This window comes from Actinoallomurus sp. NPDC050550, assembly GCF_040655075.1.
GTDB lineage: Bacteria > Actinomycetota > Actinomycetes > Streptosporangiales > Streptosporangiaceae > Actinoallomurus.
Window position 1 is genome coordinate 23,982 of sequence record NZ_JBFAJC010000057.1, and the last position, 15,622, is coordinate 39,603.

Here is a 15,622-nt window from a genome sequence, read left to right on the forward strand (position 1 = left end):
GCAGGTGACGGGCGAAGTCGGCTGCATTCTAACCATCCCCGATGGGTATCTCGTAGTCGATCATCTTTTCCTGTCGGATGGGCCGCGAGAAGGGCAGCAGATGCACGTCAATGCCATTCGGGGGCGACTGGCGCTCACCGCCGTCACGGGCACCGCGCTGCTGGCCGCGGGCTGCGGCGGCGGGGAGACGGCGGCGGAGGAGAGCGCCCACAAGGTCAACGTCGAGGCGGCGCCCGCCCGCGTGGTGATCACACCGGCCGGCGGCACTGCCACCGTACGGCCGGACGAGCCCGTCGTCGTCCGCGCCGCGGGCGGTCGCCTCGAGGGCGTCGTGCTCGAGAGCGGCCGCAGAATGATCGAGGGCGACCTCAACCGGGACCGTACGGAGTGGCGAGCCCGATGGGCGCTCGACCCGGGGGCGGACGTCACCGTCCGCGCGGTGGCCAGGAACGCCGACGGCCGCAGGGCCACGGCCGTGAGTCACTTCCGCACCACGGGGACGCCCAGCACCGTCACGGTCTCCCAGGACGCCGTCCTGGAGGACCGGCGACATGGCACCTTCGGCGTCGGGCTCCCGATCATCCTCAACTTCGACAAGTCGATCACCGACCGCGCGGCGGTCGAGAAGTCGCTCGAGGTGATCGCCGACAAACCGGTCGAGGGGGCGTGGCACTGGTTCGACGACGGCAAGCAGGTCGTCTACCGGGCCAAGATGTTCTGGCCGGCCCACCAGACGATCCGGCTCGTCGCCCATCTCACGGGGGTGCCCCTCGGCAAGGAGGGCCACTACGGCACCAAGGACTTCACGCGTACCTACCGGATCGGCAAGGCGCAGATCTCCCACCTCGACATCAAGAGGCACCACATGCGCGTCGACTGGGACGGCCGCCCGGTGCGCACCATCCCGATCAGCGCCGGCAACGGAGAGACCCAGGAGTACACCACGACCAGCGGCATCCACCTGAACATGGAGAAGGACGAGGACGTCATGATGACCTCGCCCGGCCGCAGCCCCGGCGACGCCGGCTACTACCAGGAGCTGATCCACTACGCGGTCCGCGTCTCCAACGCCGGTGAGTACCTCCACCAGACGCCGGGCGACGAGGACTGCCTCGGTGTCCGGAACTGCAGCCACGGCTGCATCCGCCAGCCGGCGAGCGACGCGATCTGGTACTACAAGCACTCCCAGGCGGGCGACCCCGTGATCGCCACCGGAACGGACCGGCAGGTCGAACCGGACAACGGCTGGTCGTTCTACCAGATGCCCTGGAAGAAGTGGCTCAAGGGCAGCGCCCTGCACCACTGACGCACCGACCCACCGTTTTGGGAAGCGCCGTCGGTTCGGGAGGCCGTGCGGACTGCTGACGTTCCGACCGACCGTCCGGGGAGCGCGCTCGGTTCGGGAGGCCGTGCGGACTGCTGACGCTCCGACCGACCGTCCAGGGAGCGCCCTCGGTCCGGGACCCTGTACGGGCCGCTGACGCGCCGACCCACTGGCCCTTGACGCCGCATCGACCGACAGAAGTCAGCGATTGGTCATTTTCCCGGAAGGCGGCGGTTCCACCGCGCGGGCACGTTGCGGGGGTGAGCCTCACCCGCCTCAGCGTGATCGCCGCCGTCCTCCTGCTGACCTGCGCCTCGGCCGCGATTCCGGCGCAGCCGGTGCACCGTGGCATTCCGGTCGTCGGAGCGGCGTTCGAGCCCGCCCGGCGCTGCCGCGCGGGCGCCGCCCCGGACTTCGACGGAGACGGCGTACGCGACCTGGTCATCGGCACCCCGTACGCCACGAGCGGCGGCCGCCACAGAGCCGGCGCGGTCGCCGTCCGGTACGGTGACCGGCCGACCTGGCTCTCGCCTCAGCAGGCCCAGGCCGGCGCGGGGTTCGGCGGCACGCTCGCCACGGGCGACTTCAACGGCGACCACTGTGCCGACCTGGCGGTCGCGGCCTCCGACCAGGACCGTACGCGCCCAGGCGCCGACGGTACGGGCACCGTCACGGTCTACTTCGGCTCGCCCGGCGGGCTGCGGCCGCAGGTCACCCTCAGCGTGCGGACCCTCGGACGCTCGCCGGGGAGCGACCGGTTCGGCGCGGCCCTCGCCGCCGGGGACCTCGACCATGACGGCCGGGACGACCTCGTGGTCGGCATGCCCGGCCTCGCGGGAGGCGGCGGAATCGGGGTGTTCACCCGCGGTCTCCGCACCGCCCGGCTGATCACCCAGCACACCTCCTGGGTGGGGCAGCGCTCCAGCCAGACCGACGGCTTCGGCGAGGCCCTGGCGATCGGCGACTTCGGTGCATTCGGCCGCGGCCGGCATCCCCAGATCGCCGTCGGCGCGCCCGGTGACGGCACCGAGGCGTCGGGCGCGGTGACCGTCATCGACCCGGCCGCGCACCGATCGCGGCGCATCACCGAGGACAGCCGGGGCGTACGAGGCGTCCCCGAGCGCTACGACGAGTTCGGCGCGGCCCTCGCCGCCGGCGACTTCGACCACGATGGCATCGACGACCTCGCCGTCGGAGTGCCGGGCGAGGACGAGACCAAGATGCCGGACAACTTCGCCCAGGGCGCCGTGCACGTGCTGTACGGGTCCGGCGGCGAGGACGACGTGTGGAACCTCCCCAAGACGGGCCCGGCGGACCGGCTCGGGTCCGCCCTGGCGGCTGCGGACCTCAACGGCGACGGAATCGACGACCTCGCCGCCGGCGCTCCCGGCGCCGGGGCCGGCGTCGTGCAGGTCCTCGACGGCCGCCGCCGGCGCGGCCTGACGCGGGGCGCCCTCATCACCTCTCCGGCGGGCGGCACGGCCGAGTTCGGCTGGTCCCTGGCGGCCCGGGGACGTGAGCTGCTCATCGGCGCTCCGGGAACCGGCGGATTCGGCGGCTCGATCCTCCTGGTGCACGGCTCGCGTGCGACGAACGTGCAGGCCGGCTCGGGGGGCGAACTGCTCGGCTATGCGATCTCCTGAGCCACGACCTGGTGCCTTGTCCAACACGGCTCCCGTCCGCGAACCCGTTCCGCGGGTTCGCGGACGGGAGCGGGATGGACAGGCGACAGCCCGACGACGGTCAGCGACGCGACGGGACTGAAGACGGGCGGACGGTGCCGGGCGTCTTGGGCGGCGCGGTGAACGGCCCGTCAGGGCCGTCCATGATCGGCGCAGGCTCCGAGGTGGAGACCGGTCGGCACGCGGCCACGGGGCCACGGATGACGCCGATCGTGACGGCTGAGGATCTTTCCGGGTGCGCCCTGGCGAACGACGCCTCAAGGAGGAGGGTCTCGTCCGGCTTCAGACCGGTCGTGGAGAACCGCAACGTCAGTGCGCCCTTCCGCCCCCCACCCGGCTTGGGAAGGCGGTGAACCTTCTCGATGTCCTGCGGGACCGGCAGACCGCGCGGTTGCAGGCACCGCTGCCCGACGGGCACGTAGTCCACGACGGCGCGCAGACCGGCGTCGCGCAGGGTGGCCTGCAGCTTCTTCGGCTGGAGGAACTGCCGGATCACCACGTCCACGGTGCCGTCAGAATTCTTGGTCACCGCGTACGCCGGCGTGGGTCCAGTGAGCGGCAGCCCGACGGCGACGGCCGCCGCTGCGGCCGCGACCGTCGCGAGCCCGACTCGAAACGCCATCCGCCGACGTCGGCGCGGAGCCGCCGCGGGGCGCTCGATGATGTCGCCGCTGTTCGGCATGCCGGTCCGTTCCCGGTGCGCTCGCGTGAGGATCTGAGCGCGCGTGCGCGCCCGGGCCTCATCGCTCAGCGGCGCCACGTCGGCGCCGATCCGGGCGAGCAGGTCGATCTCATCCATCATGCTGACTCCTGATCTTGAGTGGTGGTGGTGCCGAGCAGTCCGCGTAGCCGGGTGCGGACCCGATGGATCCGCGACCGTACGGTGCCGACGGGGATGTCGAGGGCCGAGGCGATCTCCTCGTACTTCAGATCCGCCCAGGCGAACAGCAGCAGGGCGTCCCGGTCGCCGTCCGGAAGCTCGGCGATGACGTCGATCAGCGGCTTGGCCAGCGCGTTCGCGTCGATGCGAGCCGCGACCCGGTCGGCCGGTGACGGCTCGTCCGGGTCCGCGGTGGAGCGGGCCAAGAGCTGCCAGCGCCGTCTTTGGGACCGCGCGTGGCTGCGAAGGATGTTCGTCGCGATGCCCAGCAGCCACGGCAGCGCCCCGTTGGGGCTGCGCTCGGGAACGAACCGGTCCCGCTGATCGAACGCCGTCGCGAAGGTCTCCGACAGCAGGTCGTCGGCTTCCGTCACGCCTGCCCGGCGTGCCAGGTAGTGATGCACCCGGTCCGCGTATCGGTCGAACACCGCGGCGAAATCCTCAGGATTCCGCCGCGACCGATCGATGAGCTCCGCGTCGGTCGGCTCGGCGTCAACGCTCGGCCGGGCGCGTTGTTCTGTCGTCACACCCGTTATTGGGAAGTTTCGCTTGATCCGGTTCACGATAAAGCGCCGAACGTCCCCGGCCGGGGAGTACGTCACCGGCCGGGGCCGTTTCCGGGCTGCGTGCGGACGACCGTCCTACCTCACCGGCGGCGCCTCGACGCGCACGGCCCGTACGGCCGGGAGAGCGGCTGAACCAGACCCGGATCCCTTGCCCATCACCAGCGCGGCGCGGCGGCCGCTGCCGCCTGCGGGGCGCGGGTGGCCGTCGCGTTCGACCGGGAGAGGCGGTGGGCGCCGTCGGAGACGGTGAAGCTCGCCGTCACGGTGCTCGGCGCGTTCCGGCGGGTCACGTACGGGAGCGTGTGGAAGTCCGCCCGCAGCTCCGTGGGCGTCAGCCGGGCGGCGATGAAGCCGCGCCGCTGGTCGGCGTAGGCGATGTGCGGGTTCTCCTCCAGCTCGATCGCGCGCCCGGCCGGGGCGTCGTACCCGTCCCCGTCGCTCGTGACCGAGGTCGTCACCAGCTCGACGCCCACCCGCCGCGAGTCGGGGTCGTCGAAGTCGACCAGCAGGTCACTGGCGTAGTGGCAGTGGATGTCACCGGTGAGCACGACCGGGTTCCGGGCGCCCGAGGCGACCAGGTCGCCGAGCACGCGATCCCGTTCGGCGGTGTATCCGTCCCAGGTGTCGAGCACGACCTCCTTTCCGGGGCCGAGGTGGTAGTCGTGCTGGGCCATGAAGATCTGCTGCGCCAGGAGATTCCAGCGCGCCCGTGAGGCCTGGAGCCCCGAGGCGAGCCACTGCCGTTGCTCGGCCCCGACCAGCACCCGGCCGGTGAGCAGGCGATCGGAGCAATTGGCCCGCACGCCGTCGTCGCACGGCTGGTCGTCGCGGAACTGCCGGGTGTCCAGGACGTGGAAGGTCGCCAGGTCGCCCCAGGCCAGCCGCCGGTACAGCTGCATGCGGGAACCGTGCGGCAGGGACGTACGGCGCAGCGGCATGTGCTCGTAGTAGGACCGATAGCCCGCCACCTTGCGCTGAGTGAAGTTCGGCCTGCCCGACGTGCCGGGGTGGACGCCCGCCCAGTTGTTCTCCACCTCGTGGTCGTCGTTGACGGCGATCCAGGGGGCGAGGGCGTGCATCGCCTGCAGGTCCGGGTCGGTCTTGTACTGGGCGTGCCGGAGCCGGAACTCGGTCAGCGTCTGACACCGGTGCTCGGTGTGCGAACGAACGATCTTCCCGTCGGAGTTCTTGTAGCCGCCCGGCGCGTACTCGTAGATGTAGTCCCCGAGGTGCAGCACGAGGTCGGGATGCTGCTCACCGAGCCGCCGGTAGGCGGTGAAGTAGCCCTGCTCGTAGTTGGAGCACGACACGACGCCGAACGCCAGCGCCGGAGCGGTGCCCGGGGCGGGCGCGGTCCGCGTCCGGCCGGTCGGCGAGAGATGCCCCCCGGTGCGGAACCGGTAGAAGTACTCCCGGCCTGGCTGAAGCCCGGACGGCTCGACGTGCACGCTGTGTGCCCAGGACGGCTGCGCGGTGACGGTGCCGGACCGTACGACGCGGGTGAACTTCTCGTCCTCGGCGAGCTGCCATTCGACGTCGACGTTCCGGTCGGGCATGCCACCATGGCCGCCGTCCGCGAGCGGGTCGGGCGCCAGCCGGGTCCACAGAACGATGCCGTCGGCAGTGGGGTCGCCCGAGGCAACCCCCAGGGCGAACGGGTCGCCCCTCCGCCGGGGAGCAGCCAGCGACATTCCGGCCGTGCCGATCAGGAAGGTGCGGCGTGTCAGATCCACGCCTACAGTTCAAATCCCGCTGCTGAGGGTAACGAGACGCGCCGCTGACAGACCGGACAACTTCCAGTGGACGACTCGTGACAGACCCCTCGGCGACGAAGCCCGGGGCCGTTCCGAATCGAGGGAACGGGGCCGGCCGGGCTCAGTCGGTGGAGAGCCGTTCGTGGGTCTGCCAGGACGAGACGAGCTTTCCGCCGGAGCGCCGGCAGCGGCCGGCGTTCAGCTGGACCCAGTCCTCGGTGCGTTTCGTCTTCGCGCCGAACCGGACGGTCGGCCCGTTGTCGAAGGACTGGACGGCGCCGCTCTTCGACGCGATGAGCGCGGTGCTGATGAAGCCGCCCGGAGAGCCGGTGAGGTGGCCCCTGAGCTGCGCGCAGGCCTGCCACTGGTCCTTCGGCGCCGTGTCGACCAGGACGAGGGTGCCGGAGTAGGCCGTCCGGCAGACGGTGCCCTTGAGCAGCACCGTCCCCGTGCCGGGCAGGCCGTACGCGCGGGTGTAGTCCTTGCAGCCCGGTCCCTTGGGGCTGGGAGTCGGCGTCGCGGACGGGTGAGGCGAGCGGTTCTGCGACAGGGTGTCGTTCGGAGGCGTGTTCGGTGCCGAGGAGGACGACTGCGGCGACGGCGTCGCGGCGGCGGCAACCGTCTTGGGGGGAACCGCGGCGCTGCCGCCGGGCCAGAGGGCGACGGCGAGAGCGACGGCCGCCAGGGCGCTCACGGCTCCGGCGCCGACCACCCAGCGCCTCGTGGAGAGCCGTGACACGAGGGACGTCTCGGCGTGGGACGGCCCGTCGGCGCCGCTGGGACCCGGCGCGCGGCCTCCGCCGGGAGCATCCGGCGGCCCGCCCGGGCTCGCGGTATCCGCCACGCCGCCGCCCAGACCGGTGGGCGCGCCTCCGGGGGCCGTCGGCGTGCCCTCGGCGGTCATGCCGCCGGGGCCGTTGAGTACCCCTCCGATGCCTACGGCCGCCCTGCCCGCAGAGCCTCCGGCGGCGGGCGCACCGCTGATGCCTTCGGCCGCCGCGGGGCCTCCGTCGGCGGTGATGCCGCCGGGAGCGGCGAACGCCCCGCCGCCGGCGGTGCCGAACGCCGGGGGAGGGGTCAGCTCGCCGACGGGCTCCTGTCCCAGCAGGGCCGCCTGGGCCTGCTGGGCGGTGGGTCGGCGGGCCGGGTCCTTGGCCAGGCACGCGGCGACGACCGACCGGAGGGGTTCGGGCAGGGGGGTGACGTCCGGGTCGGCGCGCACGATGCGGTCCATCACGGCGGGCACCGACTCGTTGCCGAACGGCGGGCGGCCGATCGCGGCGAACAGGATCGTGGCGCCCCAGGCGAACATGTCGACCGGGGGGCCGATCTCGCCGCCCGTGACCTGCTCCGGCGCCATGTACGCGGGCGTGCCGAGGCTGTTGCTCTCGTTCTTCCGGGCGGCGCCGAGGGCGCGGGCGATGCCGAAGTCGATGACCCGGGGCCCGTCCGCTCCGAGCAGAACGTTCTGCGGGTTGAAATCCCGGTGGACGACCCCGGCCTGGTGGATCGCGGCGAGGGCGGTCAGCGTGCTGATCGCCAGCCGCTCCAGTGCCCCGCCGGAGCGCGCTCCCTCGGTGAGGATCTCCGCGCGCAGCGACCGGCCCTCGACGTACTCGCTGACGATGTACGGCTGGTCGCCGGCGAGGTCGGCGTCCAGGACCTGGGCGGTGCAGAAGCGGGCGACCTTCTTGGCGGCGGCCAGCTCGCGGACGAACCGGTTGCGCGCGTCGGGGTGGGCCGCCATGCGGGCGTGCAGCAGTTTGATCGCCACGTCCGCGCCGGAGGCGTCCTGGCCGAGGAAGACGACCCCCTGGGTGCCCTCCCCGAGACGTCCCACGAGCCGGTAGGCCCCGAGCCGCGACGGGTCGCCCGGTCGCAGCGGATGGCCCTCGGGCATCTGGTCGTCCTCCCGCTCTTTACCGTCGGTCATGCGAGAGGTAACGATAGCGCCGCTTCCACCGCCCGACACGCCGATCCAGGACGGCGCCGGGGGGCGGTGTTCAGCTCGTGGCGCGGCCGAGGGCGTACTGGAAGAGGTGCTCCTGCTGGATCGAGCCGTCGGTGCGCTGCATGGTCGCGAAGTTCGCCATGAAGATCTCGTGCGCGGCCTCGATGCCCATGATCTGGATCGCGCGCGCGACGTTCGGCGAGGCCGTCATGGAGTTCCAGGCGTCGTCCAGGGAGGCGAAGTCGTGCCGGTGGGTGACCTCCGCGCTGGCGAAGACGTCCAGCCCCGCCTCCACCATGACCTCCCGGAGCCGGAAGAGGTCGTGGACCGGCGGTCCCTCAGTGGGCGGCGTGGGCACCCGGCCCCGTACGGCGCTCAGGAAGGCGCTCGCCTCGCGGCCGGACCAGTTGTGCCACAGGCCGATCGCGACGATGCCTCCCGGGCGGGTGACGCGGGCCAGCTCCGTCACGGCCACCGCCGGGGACGCGGCGTACTGGATGGCGTCGAACGCCATGACCTGGTCGAAGCAGCCGCGGTCGTAGGGCAGCTCGGTGGTCTCGGCCGCGCGCAGGTCGACGTCGGGCAGCCGGTCGCGCGCCATCGACAGCAGGTCCGCCGAGGGGTCGGTCCCGGCGAGGTCGGCGCCGGTGAACGCCACCAGGCTCAGTGCCGTGCCGGTTCCGCATCCGACGTGCAGCACGCGGGTGCCGGGCTCCGCTCCCAGCGCCGCGAGGGTCGCGGCGTACAGGGGGCGGACCTGCTCCTCGCGTACACGCGTACGTGCGGTGCGGTCGTGCGGTTGGACCTGAACGGTCCCCATCGTCGTCCTCCGTGTCGACTGCTGATGGCCTAATGATCACGAGGCCCTCGATCGAGTGCATCAGCATAATTGCTTACTTTTCAACTACGTGTACGACGTATGTGCCTCATACTCGCCATGTGACAAGGCGTGTTTCGTGTCCCACGATCGTCGGCCGTGCAGCCGAGCTCGACCGACTCGACGCCGCCCTGACCCAGGCGCAGGGCGGTTCGTCCGTCCTGCTCTTCGTCGCGGGGGACGCCGGAATCGGCAAGTCGCGCCTGGTCGCGACGTTCACCGAGCGCGCCGGACGGCGTGACGCACTGGTCTTCACCGGAGGCTGCCTCGACCTGGCCGAGGGGGCCGCGCCGTACGCGCCGTTCGTCGCTGCGCTCCGGCCGCTGGCCGACCAGCTGACGGCCGACGAGCTGGCCCACGTCCTCGGCGAGGCGCCGCGCGAGCTCGGCGCCCTCCTGCCCGAGCTGTGCGGACGTCCGCCGGCCCGCCGGGACGGCGCCGAACGCGGCCGGCTGTACGAACTGGCCCTGGGGCTGTTCCAGCGGATGGCCGCGCTGCGCCCGGCCGTGCTCGTCCTGGAGGACCTGCACTGGATCGACCCGGCCTCCGCCGACCTGCTGTCGATGCTGGGTGCCAACCTGCGCCGCGCCGGCCTGCTGATCGTCGGGACGTACCGCAGCGACGAGGTCGGGCGCGACCACCCGCTGCACGGCGCCGTCCTGGAGCTGGAACGCTCGGGACACGCGGAACAGATCGAGCTCACCGGCCTGTCCCGGGACGAGGTGGCCGCCCAGGTGACCGGGATCGTCGGCACCCGGCCCGCGACGCGGCAGGTCGGTTCGCTGTTCGACCGGTCGGAGGGGAACCCGTTCTTCGTCGAGGAGCTCGTGGCCGCCGGGCCGACCACGAAGGAGCTGCCGGCCAGCCTCCGCGAGGTGCTGCTGACCCGCGTCGAGCGCCTCGCGGCGGAGACCCGTCGCGTGCTGCGCGCCGTGGCCACAATCGGCCGGGTCAGCGACGAGGAGCTGATCGCCGCGGTGACCCGGCTGTCTCCCGAGGCGCTGGACGACGCGTTGCACGAGGCGGTCGCCCACCGGCTCCTCGTCGTCACCGGCGACGGATACGACGTACGGCACGCGCTGCTGCGCGAGGCGCTGCACGCCGAACTGCTGCCGGGGGAGCGCGCCCGGCTGCACGTCGCCGTCGCGACGGCGCTGGAGAAGCGGGGCCCGTCCGCCGAGCTGGCCCGCCACTGGCACGCCGCCGGCGACGCGGCGCGGGCGTTGAGCGGCTTCGTCGGCGCCGCCGGGGCGGCGCAGGCCACGTACGCCTGGGCCGTCGCGCTCGCCCACTACGAACGGGCGATCCGCCTGTGGCCGGAGGTGCCCGACGCCGAGTCCCGCGCCGGGATGCCGCACCCCGAGCTGCTGCGGCGCGCCGCCGAGGTCGCGACGGCGGCCGGAGAGGTCGACCGGGCCGATCGGCTCGCCGCGGAGGCGATGGCCGAGGTCGACCCGGCGACGGCGCCAGCCTGCGCGGCGAGCCTGTGGACGCTCATGGGCCGGATCCGCTGGGTGGCCGGCGACATGGCGGGCGCGTCCGCCGCCTACGACGAGGCCATCGCGCTGCTGCCGGCCGGGGAGTCGGCCCGCGAGCGCGCCCGGGTCCGCGGGCTGCAGGGCCATGCCCTGATGATCCAGGCCCGGTACCGCGAGTCCGTGGCCTCCTGCCGGGAGGCGATCGAGGCGGCCGCCGCCGTCGGTGCTCGTGACATCGAGGGGCACGCCCGCAACACCATGGGCGTCAGCCTCGGCATGCTCGGCGAGGTGACCACCGGCCTGACAGAGCTCGCCGAGGCCCTGCGCGGCGCCAAGGAGCGCGATGACGCGTGGGAGATCGGCCGATCCTACGTCAACTACACCGACGCGCTGCTGTGGGCGGGTGACTGGGCCAGGGCCGCCGAGGTCGGCATGGAGGGCGTCAGTATCTGCCGGGGGCTCGGATACGGCCGGACGACGTGCATGTGCGCCGCCGGCAACACGCTCGCCGCGCTGATCCGCCTCGGCCGCTGGTCCGACGCCGATCGGCTCGCCGACGAGGTGATGGACATCGAGGCGCCGCCCTGGCAGCGCTGGGGCGTCACCCTCGCCTTGGCCGAGTTGCAGCTGCGCCGGGGCGACGCGGAGGGCGCGCGGCGTCACCTGGCCAGCCTCGCCGAGACGGTGGGCCGCACCGACGGCATCGACCTGGCCAGCGCCTACCACGCCTGCCGGGCCCGGCTGGCGATCCTCGACAAGGACCTGCCCGCCGCGCGGACGCACGTACGGGCCGGGCTCGACGTCATCCGGGGCAGCGAGTTCACGAGGATCGGCCCGGAGCTGTGCGCGGCGGGGATCCTCGTCGAGGCGAACGCACGGGGCGAGGCCGAGCCGCTGCTGGCGGAGTGCCGGGAACTGCTGGCGGCGATGCCTGCCACGCCCGAGGCGGAGGCGTACGCCCTGCAGGCCGAGGCGGAGTCCACGCGTCTCGGCACGCCGGATCCGGCGCTGTGGCGATCGGCGATCGAGGTGTGGGAACGCCTCGGTGAGGCCTACCGCGTGGCGTACTGCCGGTTCCGGGAGGCGGAGGCGATCCTGGCCGCGCGGGGCACGCGTGAGGAGGCGGTCGAGGCGCTGCGCGCGGCGCAGGAGACCATCGACGCGCTCGGCGCCGGCGCCGTGGGTCAGCACGTCGAGGACCTGGCGCGGCGGGCGCGGCTGGACCTCGTCCCGGCGGAGGAGTCCGTTCCGGGGCTGACCGCGCGGGAGGCCGAGGTGCTCACGCTGCTCAGCAGCGGGCGGACCAACCGGCAGATCGCCGAGACGCTGTTCATCAGCGAACGGACCGTCGGCGTCCACGTGTCGCGCATCCTGCGCAAGCTCGGCGTGTCCAACCGCGGGGCGGCCGCCCACCTGTTCCGGGCGTCCGGCTGACCTTTTCACGGCCCTGGACGAACCTCTTCAGGATTTTCGCAGCCGGGTCGCGGGTTCCCTGAAGCCCGGAGCGGGAGGATCGTGCCGACCGTTCAGAGCTTGGGGGTGAACGTGCCGCCGCGCAGCCCGGTGTCCACCAGTTCGACCGCGCGGGCCACCGCCGCCAGGCGGGTGCCCTCGCGGCGGTAGATCTCCAGCACCGACTCGAGCCCATGGGCGGGGACGAGGTCCGACAGCTCGGCGCGGGCCGTACGGAATCCCTCGCGTGCGGCCTCCAGCGCGGCGGTGACGTGCTGACGGGCCATGCGCGAGAGCACGACCGGATAGCGCCGCAGCACGCCGTACCGGCGGTATTCGGGTGGCACCAGGTCGAAGAGCCAAGCCACCGCCGTGTCCTCGAATCTCTCGGTACCCGGTGGATGCACTCCCGAAGGCCAGCCGGGCGGCACGTACGCGGTCACAATGTCAGAATAGGTTCAACTCGAAAGAATGTTCGAGTAAAGGTAGGGGAAGTATAACGCGGGCGGCTACTTCTCCTCGTCCTTCGGCTCATCACGGCGCTTCGTGATCCTGATGGTGCCGGAGTCGAGGTCGTCGCGGCCCGGCGTGCTGTGCGTGTGCAGCTCATGCCGGCGCGTCTTCTCCTTCTCCTGCTCCTCAAGCTGGATCTGCTTGCCCGCACCACCGAACGCGGCCTGCAGGTCCGCGAACATGCCCGGCCCGAACCCCGCGCCGGACGAGGAGTCGCCCCGAATGGCCGACATCAGGCCGCTGCCCTTGCCACTGCCGTCATTCGGCCAGTCGATCACCTCCGGCTCGGTGGCAACAGCGGGACGCTTACGCGGACGCCTGCGGCGCCGTCGAAACGGTGATTTCACGCAACCTCCAACGATCGGCCGGGCGCCAGGATTCCGCACCGGGGCCCCGCCGATGGTATGCGCCATTGGAGTGATCTTGGTATGCGCTTCGCGCGATCTCGGACGGTACGCTGCGGAGGGTGCCCACCACACTGGCCGACATCATCACACTCCTGGAAGGTCGCTACGACCCCGCCTGGGCGGAGTCCTGGGACGCCGTCGGCCTGGTCTGCGGCGATCCGTACGCCGCCGTCAACCGGGTCCTGTTCGCCGTCGACCCGGTGACCGCCGTGGTGGACGAGGCCGTCGACTGGCGGGCCGACCTGATCGTCACGCACCATCCGCTGTTGCTACGGCCCGTGCACGGCGTTCCGGCCACCACGCCGAAGGGTCGCGCCGTGCACCGGCTCATCACCGCCGGCATCGCCCTGTACACCGCGCACACCAACGCCGACGTCGCCGATCCAGGCGTGTCCGACGCGCTCGCCCGCGCCGTCGGGCTCACCGGCCCGCTGCGCCCTCTCAGCCCGTCCGCCGACGATCCGAGCCGTGGGCTCGGACGTGTCGGCGAGCTGCCCGTCCCCGTCACGCTCCGGGAGTTCACCGAGGCCACGGCCAAGGGCCTGCCCGCCACGGCCGCCGGCCTCCGCGTCGCCGGCGACCCGGAGGCGCCGGTCCGTACGGTCGCGGTCTGCGGAGGAGCGGGCGACTCGCTGCTCGGCACGGCCCAGGCGGCTGGCGCCGACGTCTACCTCACGGCCGACCTCCGCCATCACCCGGCGTCGGAGTTCCGCGAAGATGGGGGTACGGCGCTCGTCGACGCCGCACACTGGGCCACGGAATGGCCGTGGCTCGGCGACGCGGCGAGCCTGGTGCGCCAGACTGGCGTGGAAACCCGGATCTCTACCGTCGTGACCGACGCGTGGACCTTTCGATCCCATGAAGGAAGTTCGTGAAAGCAGCACCTGAAGCCCAGTTGCGCCTCCTCGACCTGCAGGAGCTGGACACCACACTGGACCGGCTCGCCCACCGGAGGCGCACCATCCCGGAGTTCGCGGAGATCGCGAAGGTCGAGGAGCGCCTCGGCGGCGTCGCCGACGCGCTCGTCGCCGCCCAGACCGAGATCAGCGACATCGACCGGGAGCAGAAGAAGGCCGAGCAGGACGTCGACCAGGTTCGCGCCCGCGCCGAGCGCGACCAGAAGCGGCTCGACTCCGGGCAGGTCTCCTCGGCCCGCGACCTGGAGAACCTCCAGTCCGAGATCGTGTCCCTGCACAAGCGGCAGTCCGACCTCGAGGAGATCGTGCTCGAGGTGATGGAACGCTGCGAGGAGGCGGAGAACCGCCTGCGCGCCGTCGAAACGGACAAGGAGGCCGCCGACAAGGAGCTGGCCGAGCTCGCCGAGCGCCGCGACGCCGCCTCCCAGGAGATCGACGGCCAGGCCGAGCTGACCCGCACCGCCCGGGCCGGCGTCGGCGGCGACATCCCCGACGACCTGCTGAAGCTCTACGAGAAGCTGCGCGAACAGCACCGGGGCGTCGCCGCCGCGGCCCTGCTGCGCGGCCAGTGCCAAGGCTGCCACCTGCAGCTCAACACCGTCGAGCTGAACGCCATCCGCACCGCGGCCAAGGACGAGGTCCTCCGCTGCGAGGAGTGCCGCCGGATCCTCGTCCGCACACCGGAATCCGGCCTGTGAAACTCATCGTCGAAGCCGACGGCGGATCGCGCGGCAACCCCGGCCCGGCCGGGTACGGCGCGGTGGTCCGCGACGCCCTGACCGGGCAGGTCCTCGCCGAGCGGGCCGAGTCCCTCGGGGTGGCCACCAACAACGTCGCCGAGTACCGCGGCCTCATCGCCGGCCTGGAGGCCGCGGCACAGCTCGCCTCCGGCGCCGACGTCGAGGCCCGGATGGACTCCAAGCTCGTCGTCGAGCAGATGTCCGGCCGCTGGAAGATCAAGCATCCGGACATGAAGCCGCTCGCCCTCCAGGCACAGCGGCTCGCCGCCGGGTTCTCCTCGGTGCGCTACACCTGGATCCCCCGGGAGCGCAACAAGCACGCCGACCGGCTCGCCAACGAGGCCATGGACGCCGCCGCCGAAGGCCGTACGTGGGCGCCGTCGACCACCGAGGCCGACGAGCCGGACCCGCCCCCCGCCGGATGGGCGCCGCCGACGACCGAGCCGACGACGACGCTGCTGCTCCGCCACGGCGAGACGCCCTTCTCCGGCGAACGCCGGTTCGCCGGCACCGGCGACATCCCGCTGACCGACACGGGCCTCGCCCAGGCCCGCGCCGCCGCCGACGCCCTCACCGGGCGGGGCATCGACGTGATCGTGAGCTCGCCCCTCAAGCGGACCCTGCAGACCGCCCAGGAGATCGCCCAGGTCATCGACGTCCCGGTCCGCACCGAGGACGACCTGCGCGAGACCGACTTCGGCGACTGGGAGGGCTACACCTTCGCCGAGGTCCGCGAACGCTGGCCCGCCGAACTCGACGCCTGGCTCGCCGACCCGTCCGTCGCACCCCCGTTCGGCGAGAGCTTCGAGGCCACGTCCAAGCGCGTCCGCACCGCCCGCGACAAGCTGCTGGTCCGCCACCGGAAGCAGACCGTCCTGGTCGTGTCGCACGTGACACCGATCAAGACGCTCCTCCGCCTGGCCCTCGACGCCCCGCCCTCCGCGCTGTACCGGATGCACCTGGACGTCGGATCCCTGTCGGTCGTCGACTGGTACGCCGACGGCCCCGCCGTCGTACGGTCCCTCAATGACACCCACCACCTGCACGAGGCGGCCGAAAACCAGGCCCTTTGGTAAAATGA

The 15,622-nt window shown here is 72.5% G+C and carries 13 protein-coding genes; 6 read left to right on the top strand and 7 right to left on the bottom strand.

The features are described from left to right. Positions 1-100: 100 nt before the first annotated feature. Positions 101-1,306 (top strand): Ig-like domain-containing protein, encoded by a 1,206-nt coding sequence (locus AB0I04_RS44925; protein ID WP_360899305.1) that lies wholly within the window; start codon positions 101-103, stop codon positions 1,304-1,306. A gap of 278 nt (positions 1,307-1,584) precedes the next feature. Then, a complete protein-coding gene (locus tag AB0I04_RS44930) occupies positions 1,585-2,967 on the top strand; it encodes an FG-GAP and VCBS repeat-containing protein (RefSeq protein WP_360899308.1) in 1,383 nt (460 codons plus the stop codon). 100 nt (positions 2,968-3,067) lie between these two features. Here the strand turns inward: AB0I04_RS44930 and AB0I04_RS44935 are convergent, their stop codons facing one another. The 5 genes from AB0I04_RS44935 to AB0I04_RS44955 form a co-directional block, all read right to left on the bottom strand. After that, the gene (locus AB0I04_RS44935; protein WP_360899311.1) at positions 3,068-3,808 is read right to left on the bottom strand and encodes a hypothetical protein; all 741 of its coding nucleotides are present in this window, start codon (positions 3,806-3,808) and stop codon (positions 3,068-3,070) included. Then, the gene (locus tag AB0I04_RS44940; protein ID WP_360899314.1) at positions 3,805-4,413 is read right to left on the bottom strand and encodes an RNA polymerase sigma factor; all 609 of its coding nucleotides are present in this window, start codon (positions 4,411-4,413) and stop codon (positions 3,805-3,807) included. The genes AB0I04_RS44935 and AB0I04_RS44940 overlap by 4 nt, the downstream gene beginning before the upstream one ends. Before the next feature lie 194 nt (positions 4,414-4,607). Beyond that, positions 4,608-6,185 carry an alkaline phosphatase D family protein gene (locus tag AB0I04_RS44945; RefSeq protein ID WP_360899317.1) on the bottom strand — a complete coding sequence of 526 codons (1,578 nt, stop codon included), beginning with the start codon at positions 6,183-6,185 and terminating at the stop codon, positions 4,608-4,610. 142 nt (positions 6,186-6,327) lie between these two features. Next, positions 6,328-8,139: a serine/threonine-protein kinase gene (locus AB0I04_RS44950; RefSeq protein WP_360899320.1), complete on the bottom strand. Its 1,812-nt coding sequence runs from the start codon at positions 8,137-8,139 to the stop codon at positions 6,328-6,330. A 70-nt stretch (positions 8,140-8,209) separates the two neighbouring features. Then, positions 8,210-8,977: a class I SAM-dependent methyltransferase gene (locus AB0I04_RS44955; RefSeq protein ID WP_360899323.1), complete on the bottom strand. Its 768-nt coding sequence runs from the start codon at positions 8,975-8,977 to the stop codon at positions 8,210-8,212. A gap of 119 nt (positions 8,978-9,096) precedes the next feature. Here AB0I04_RS44955 and AB0I04_RS44960 point away from each other — a divergent pair, with 119 nt between their 5' ends. Continuing rightward, on the top strand, positions 9,097-11,946 hold the full coding sequence (locus tag AB0I04_RS44960) for an AAA family ATPase (RefSeq protein ID WP_360899326.1): 2,850 nt from the start codon (positions 9,097-9,099) through the stop codon (positions 11,944-11,946). A gap of 92 nt (positions 11,947-12,038) precedes the next feature. On the opposite strand, the gene AB0I04_RS44965 is transcribed toward AB0I04_RS44960, so the two are convergent. Further along, the gene (locus tag AB0I04_RS44965; RefSeq protein WP_360899329.1) at positions 12,039-12,407 is read right to left on the bottom strand and encodes a hypothetical protein; all 369 of its coding nucleotides are present in this window, start codon (positions 12,405-12,407) and stop codon (positions 12,039-12,041) included. Positions 12,408-12,473: 66 nt separating this feature from the next. After that, positions 12,474-12,824, bottom strand: coding sequence for a DUF6191 domain-containing protein (locus AB0I04_RS44970; protein WP_360899332.1), 351 nt, complete (start codon positions 12,822-12,824; stop codon positions 12,474-12,476). A gap of 119 nt (positions 12,825-12,943) precedes the next feature. On the opposite strand from AB0I04_RS44970, the gene AB0I04_RS44975 reads away from it, so the two are divergent. Genes AB0I04_RS44975 through AB0I04_RS44985 form a run of 3 tightly spaced genes read left to right on the top strand, consistent with a single transcriptional unit; the run spans position 12,944 to position 15,617 of the window. Next, the gene (locus AB0I04_RS44975; RefSeq protein ID WP_360899335.1) at positions 12,944-13,759 is read left to right on the top strand and encodes a Nif3-like dinuclear metal center hexameric protein; all 816 of its coding nucleotides are present in this window, start codon (positions 12,944-12,946) and stop codon (positions 13,757-13,759) included. Then, the gene (locus tag AB0I04_RS44980) at positions 13,756-14,499 is read left to right on the top strand and encodes a C4-type zinc ribbon domain-containing protein (RefSeq protein WP_360899338.1); all 744 of its coding nucleotides are present in this window, start codon (positions 13,756-13,758) and stop codon (positions 14,497-14,499) included. The genes AB0I04_RS44975 and AB0I04_RS44980 overlap by 4 nt, the downstream gene beginning before the upstream one ends. Then, a complete protein-coding gene (locus AB0I04_RS44985; protein ID WP_360899418.1) occupies positions 14,487-15,617 on the top strand; it encodes a bifunctional RNase H/acid phosphatase in 1,131 nt (376 codons plus the stop codon). Before AB0I04_RS44980 ends, AB0I04_RS44985 begins: the two co-directional genes overlap by 13 nt. The last annotated feature ends 5 nt before the right edge of the window (positions 15,618-15,622 follow it).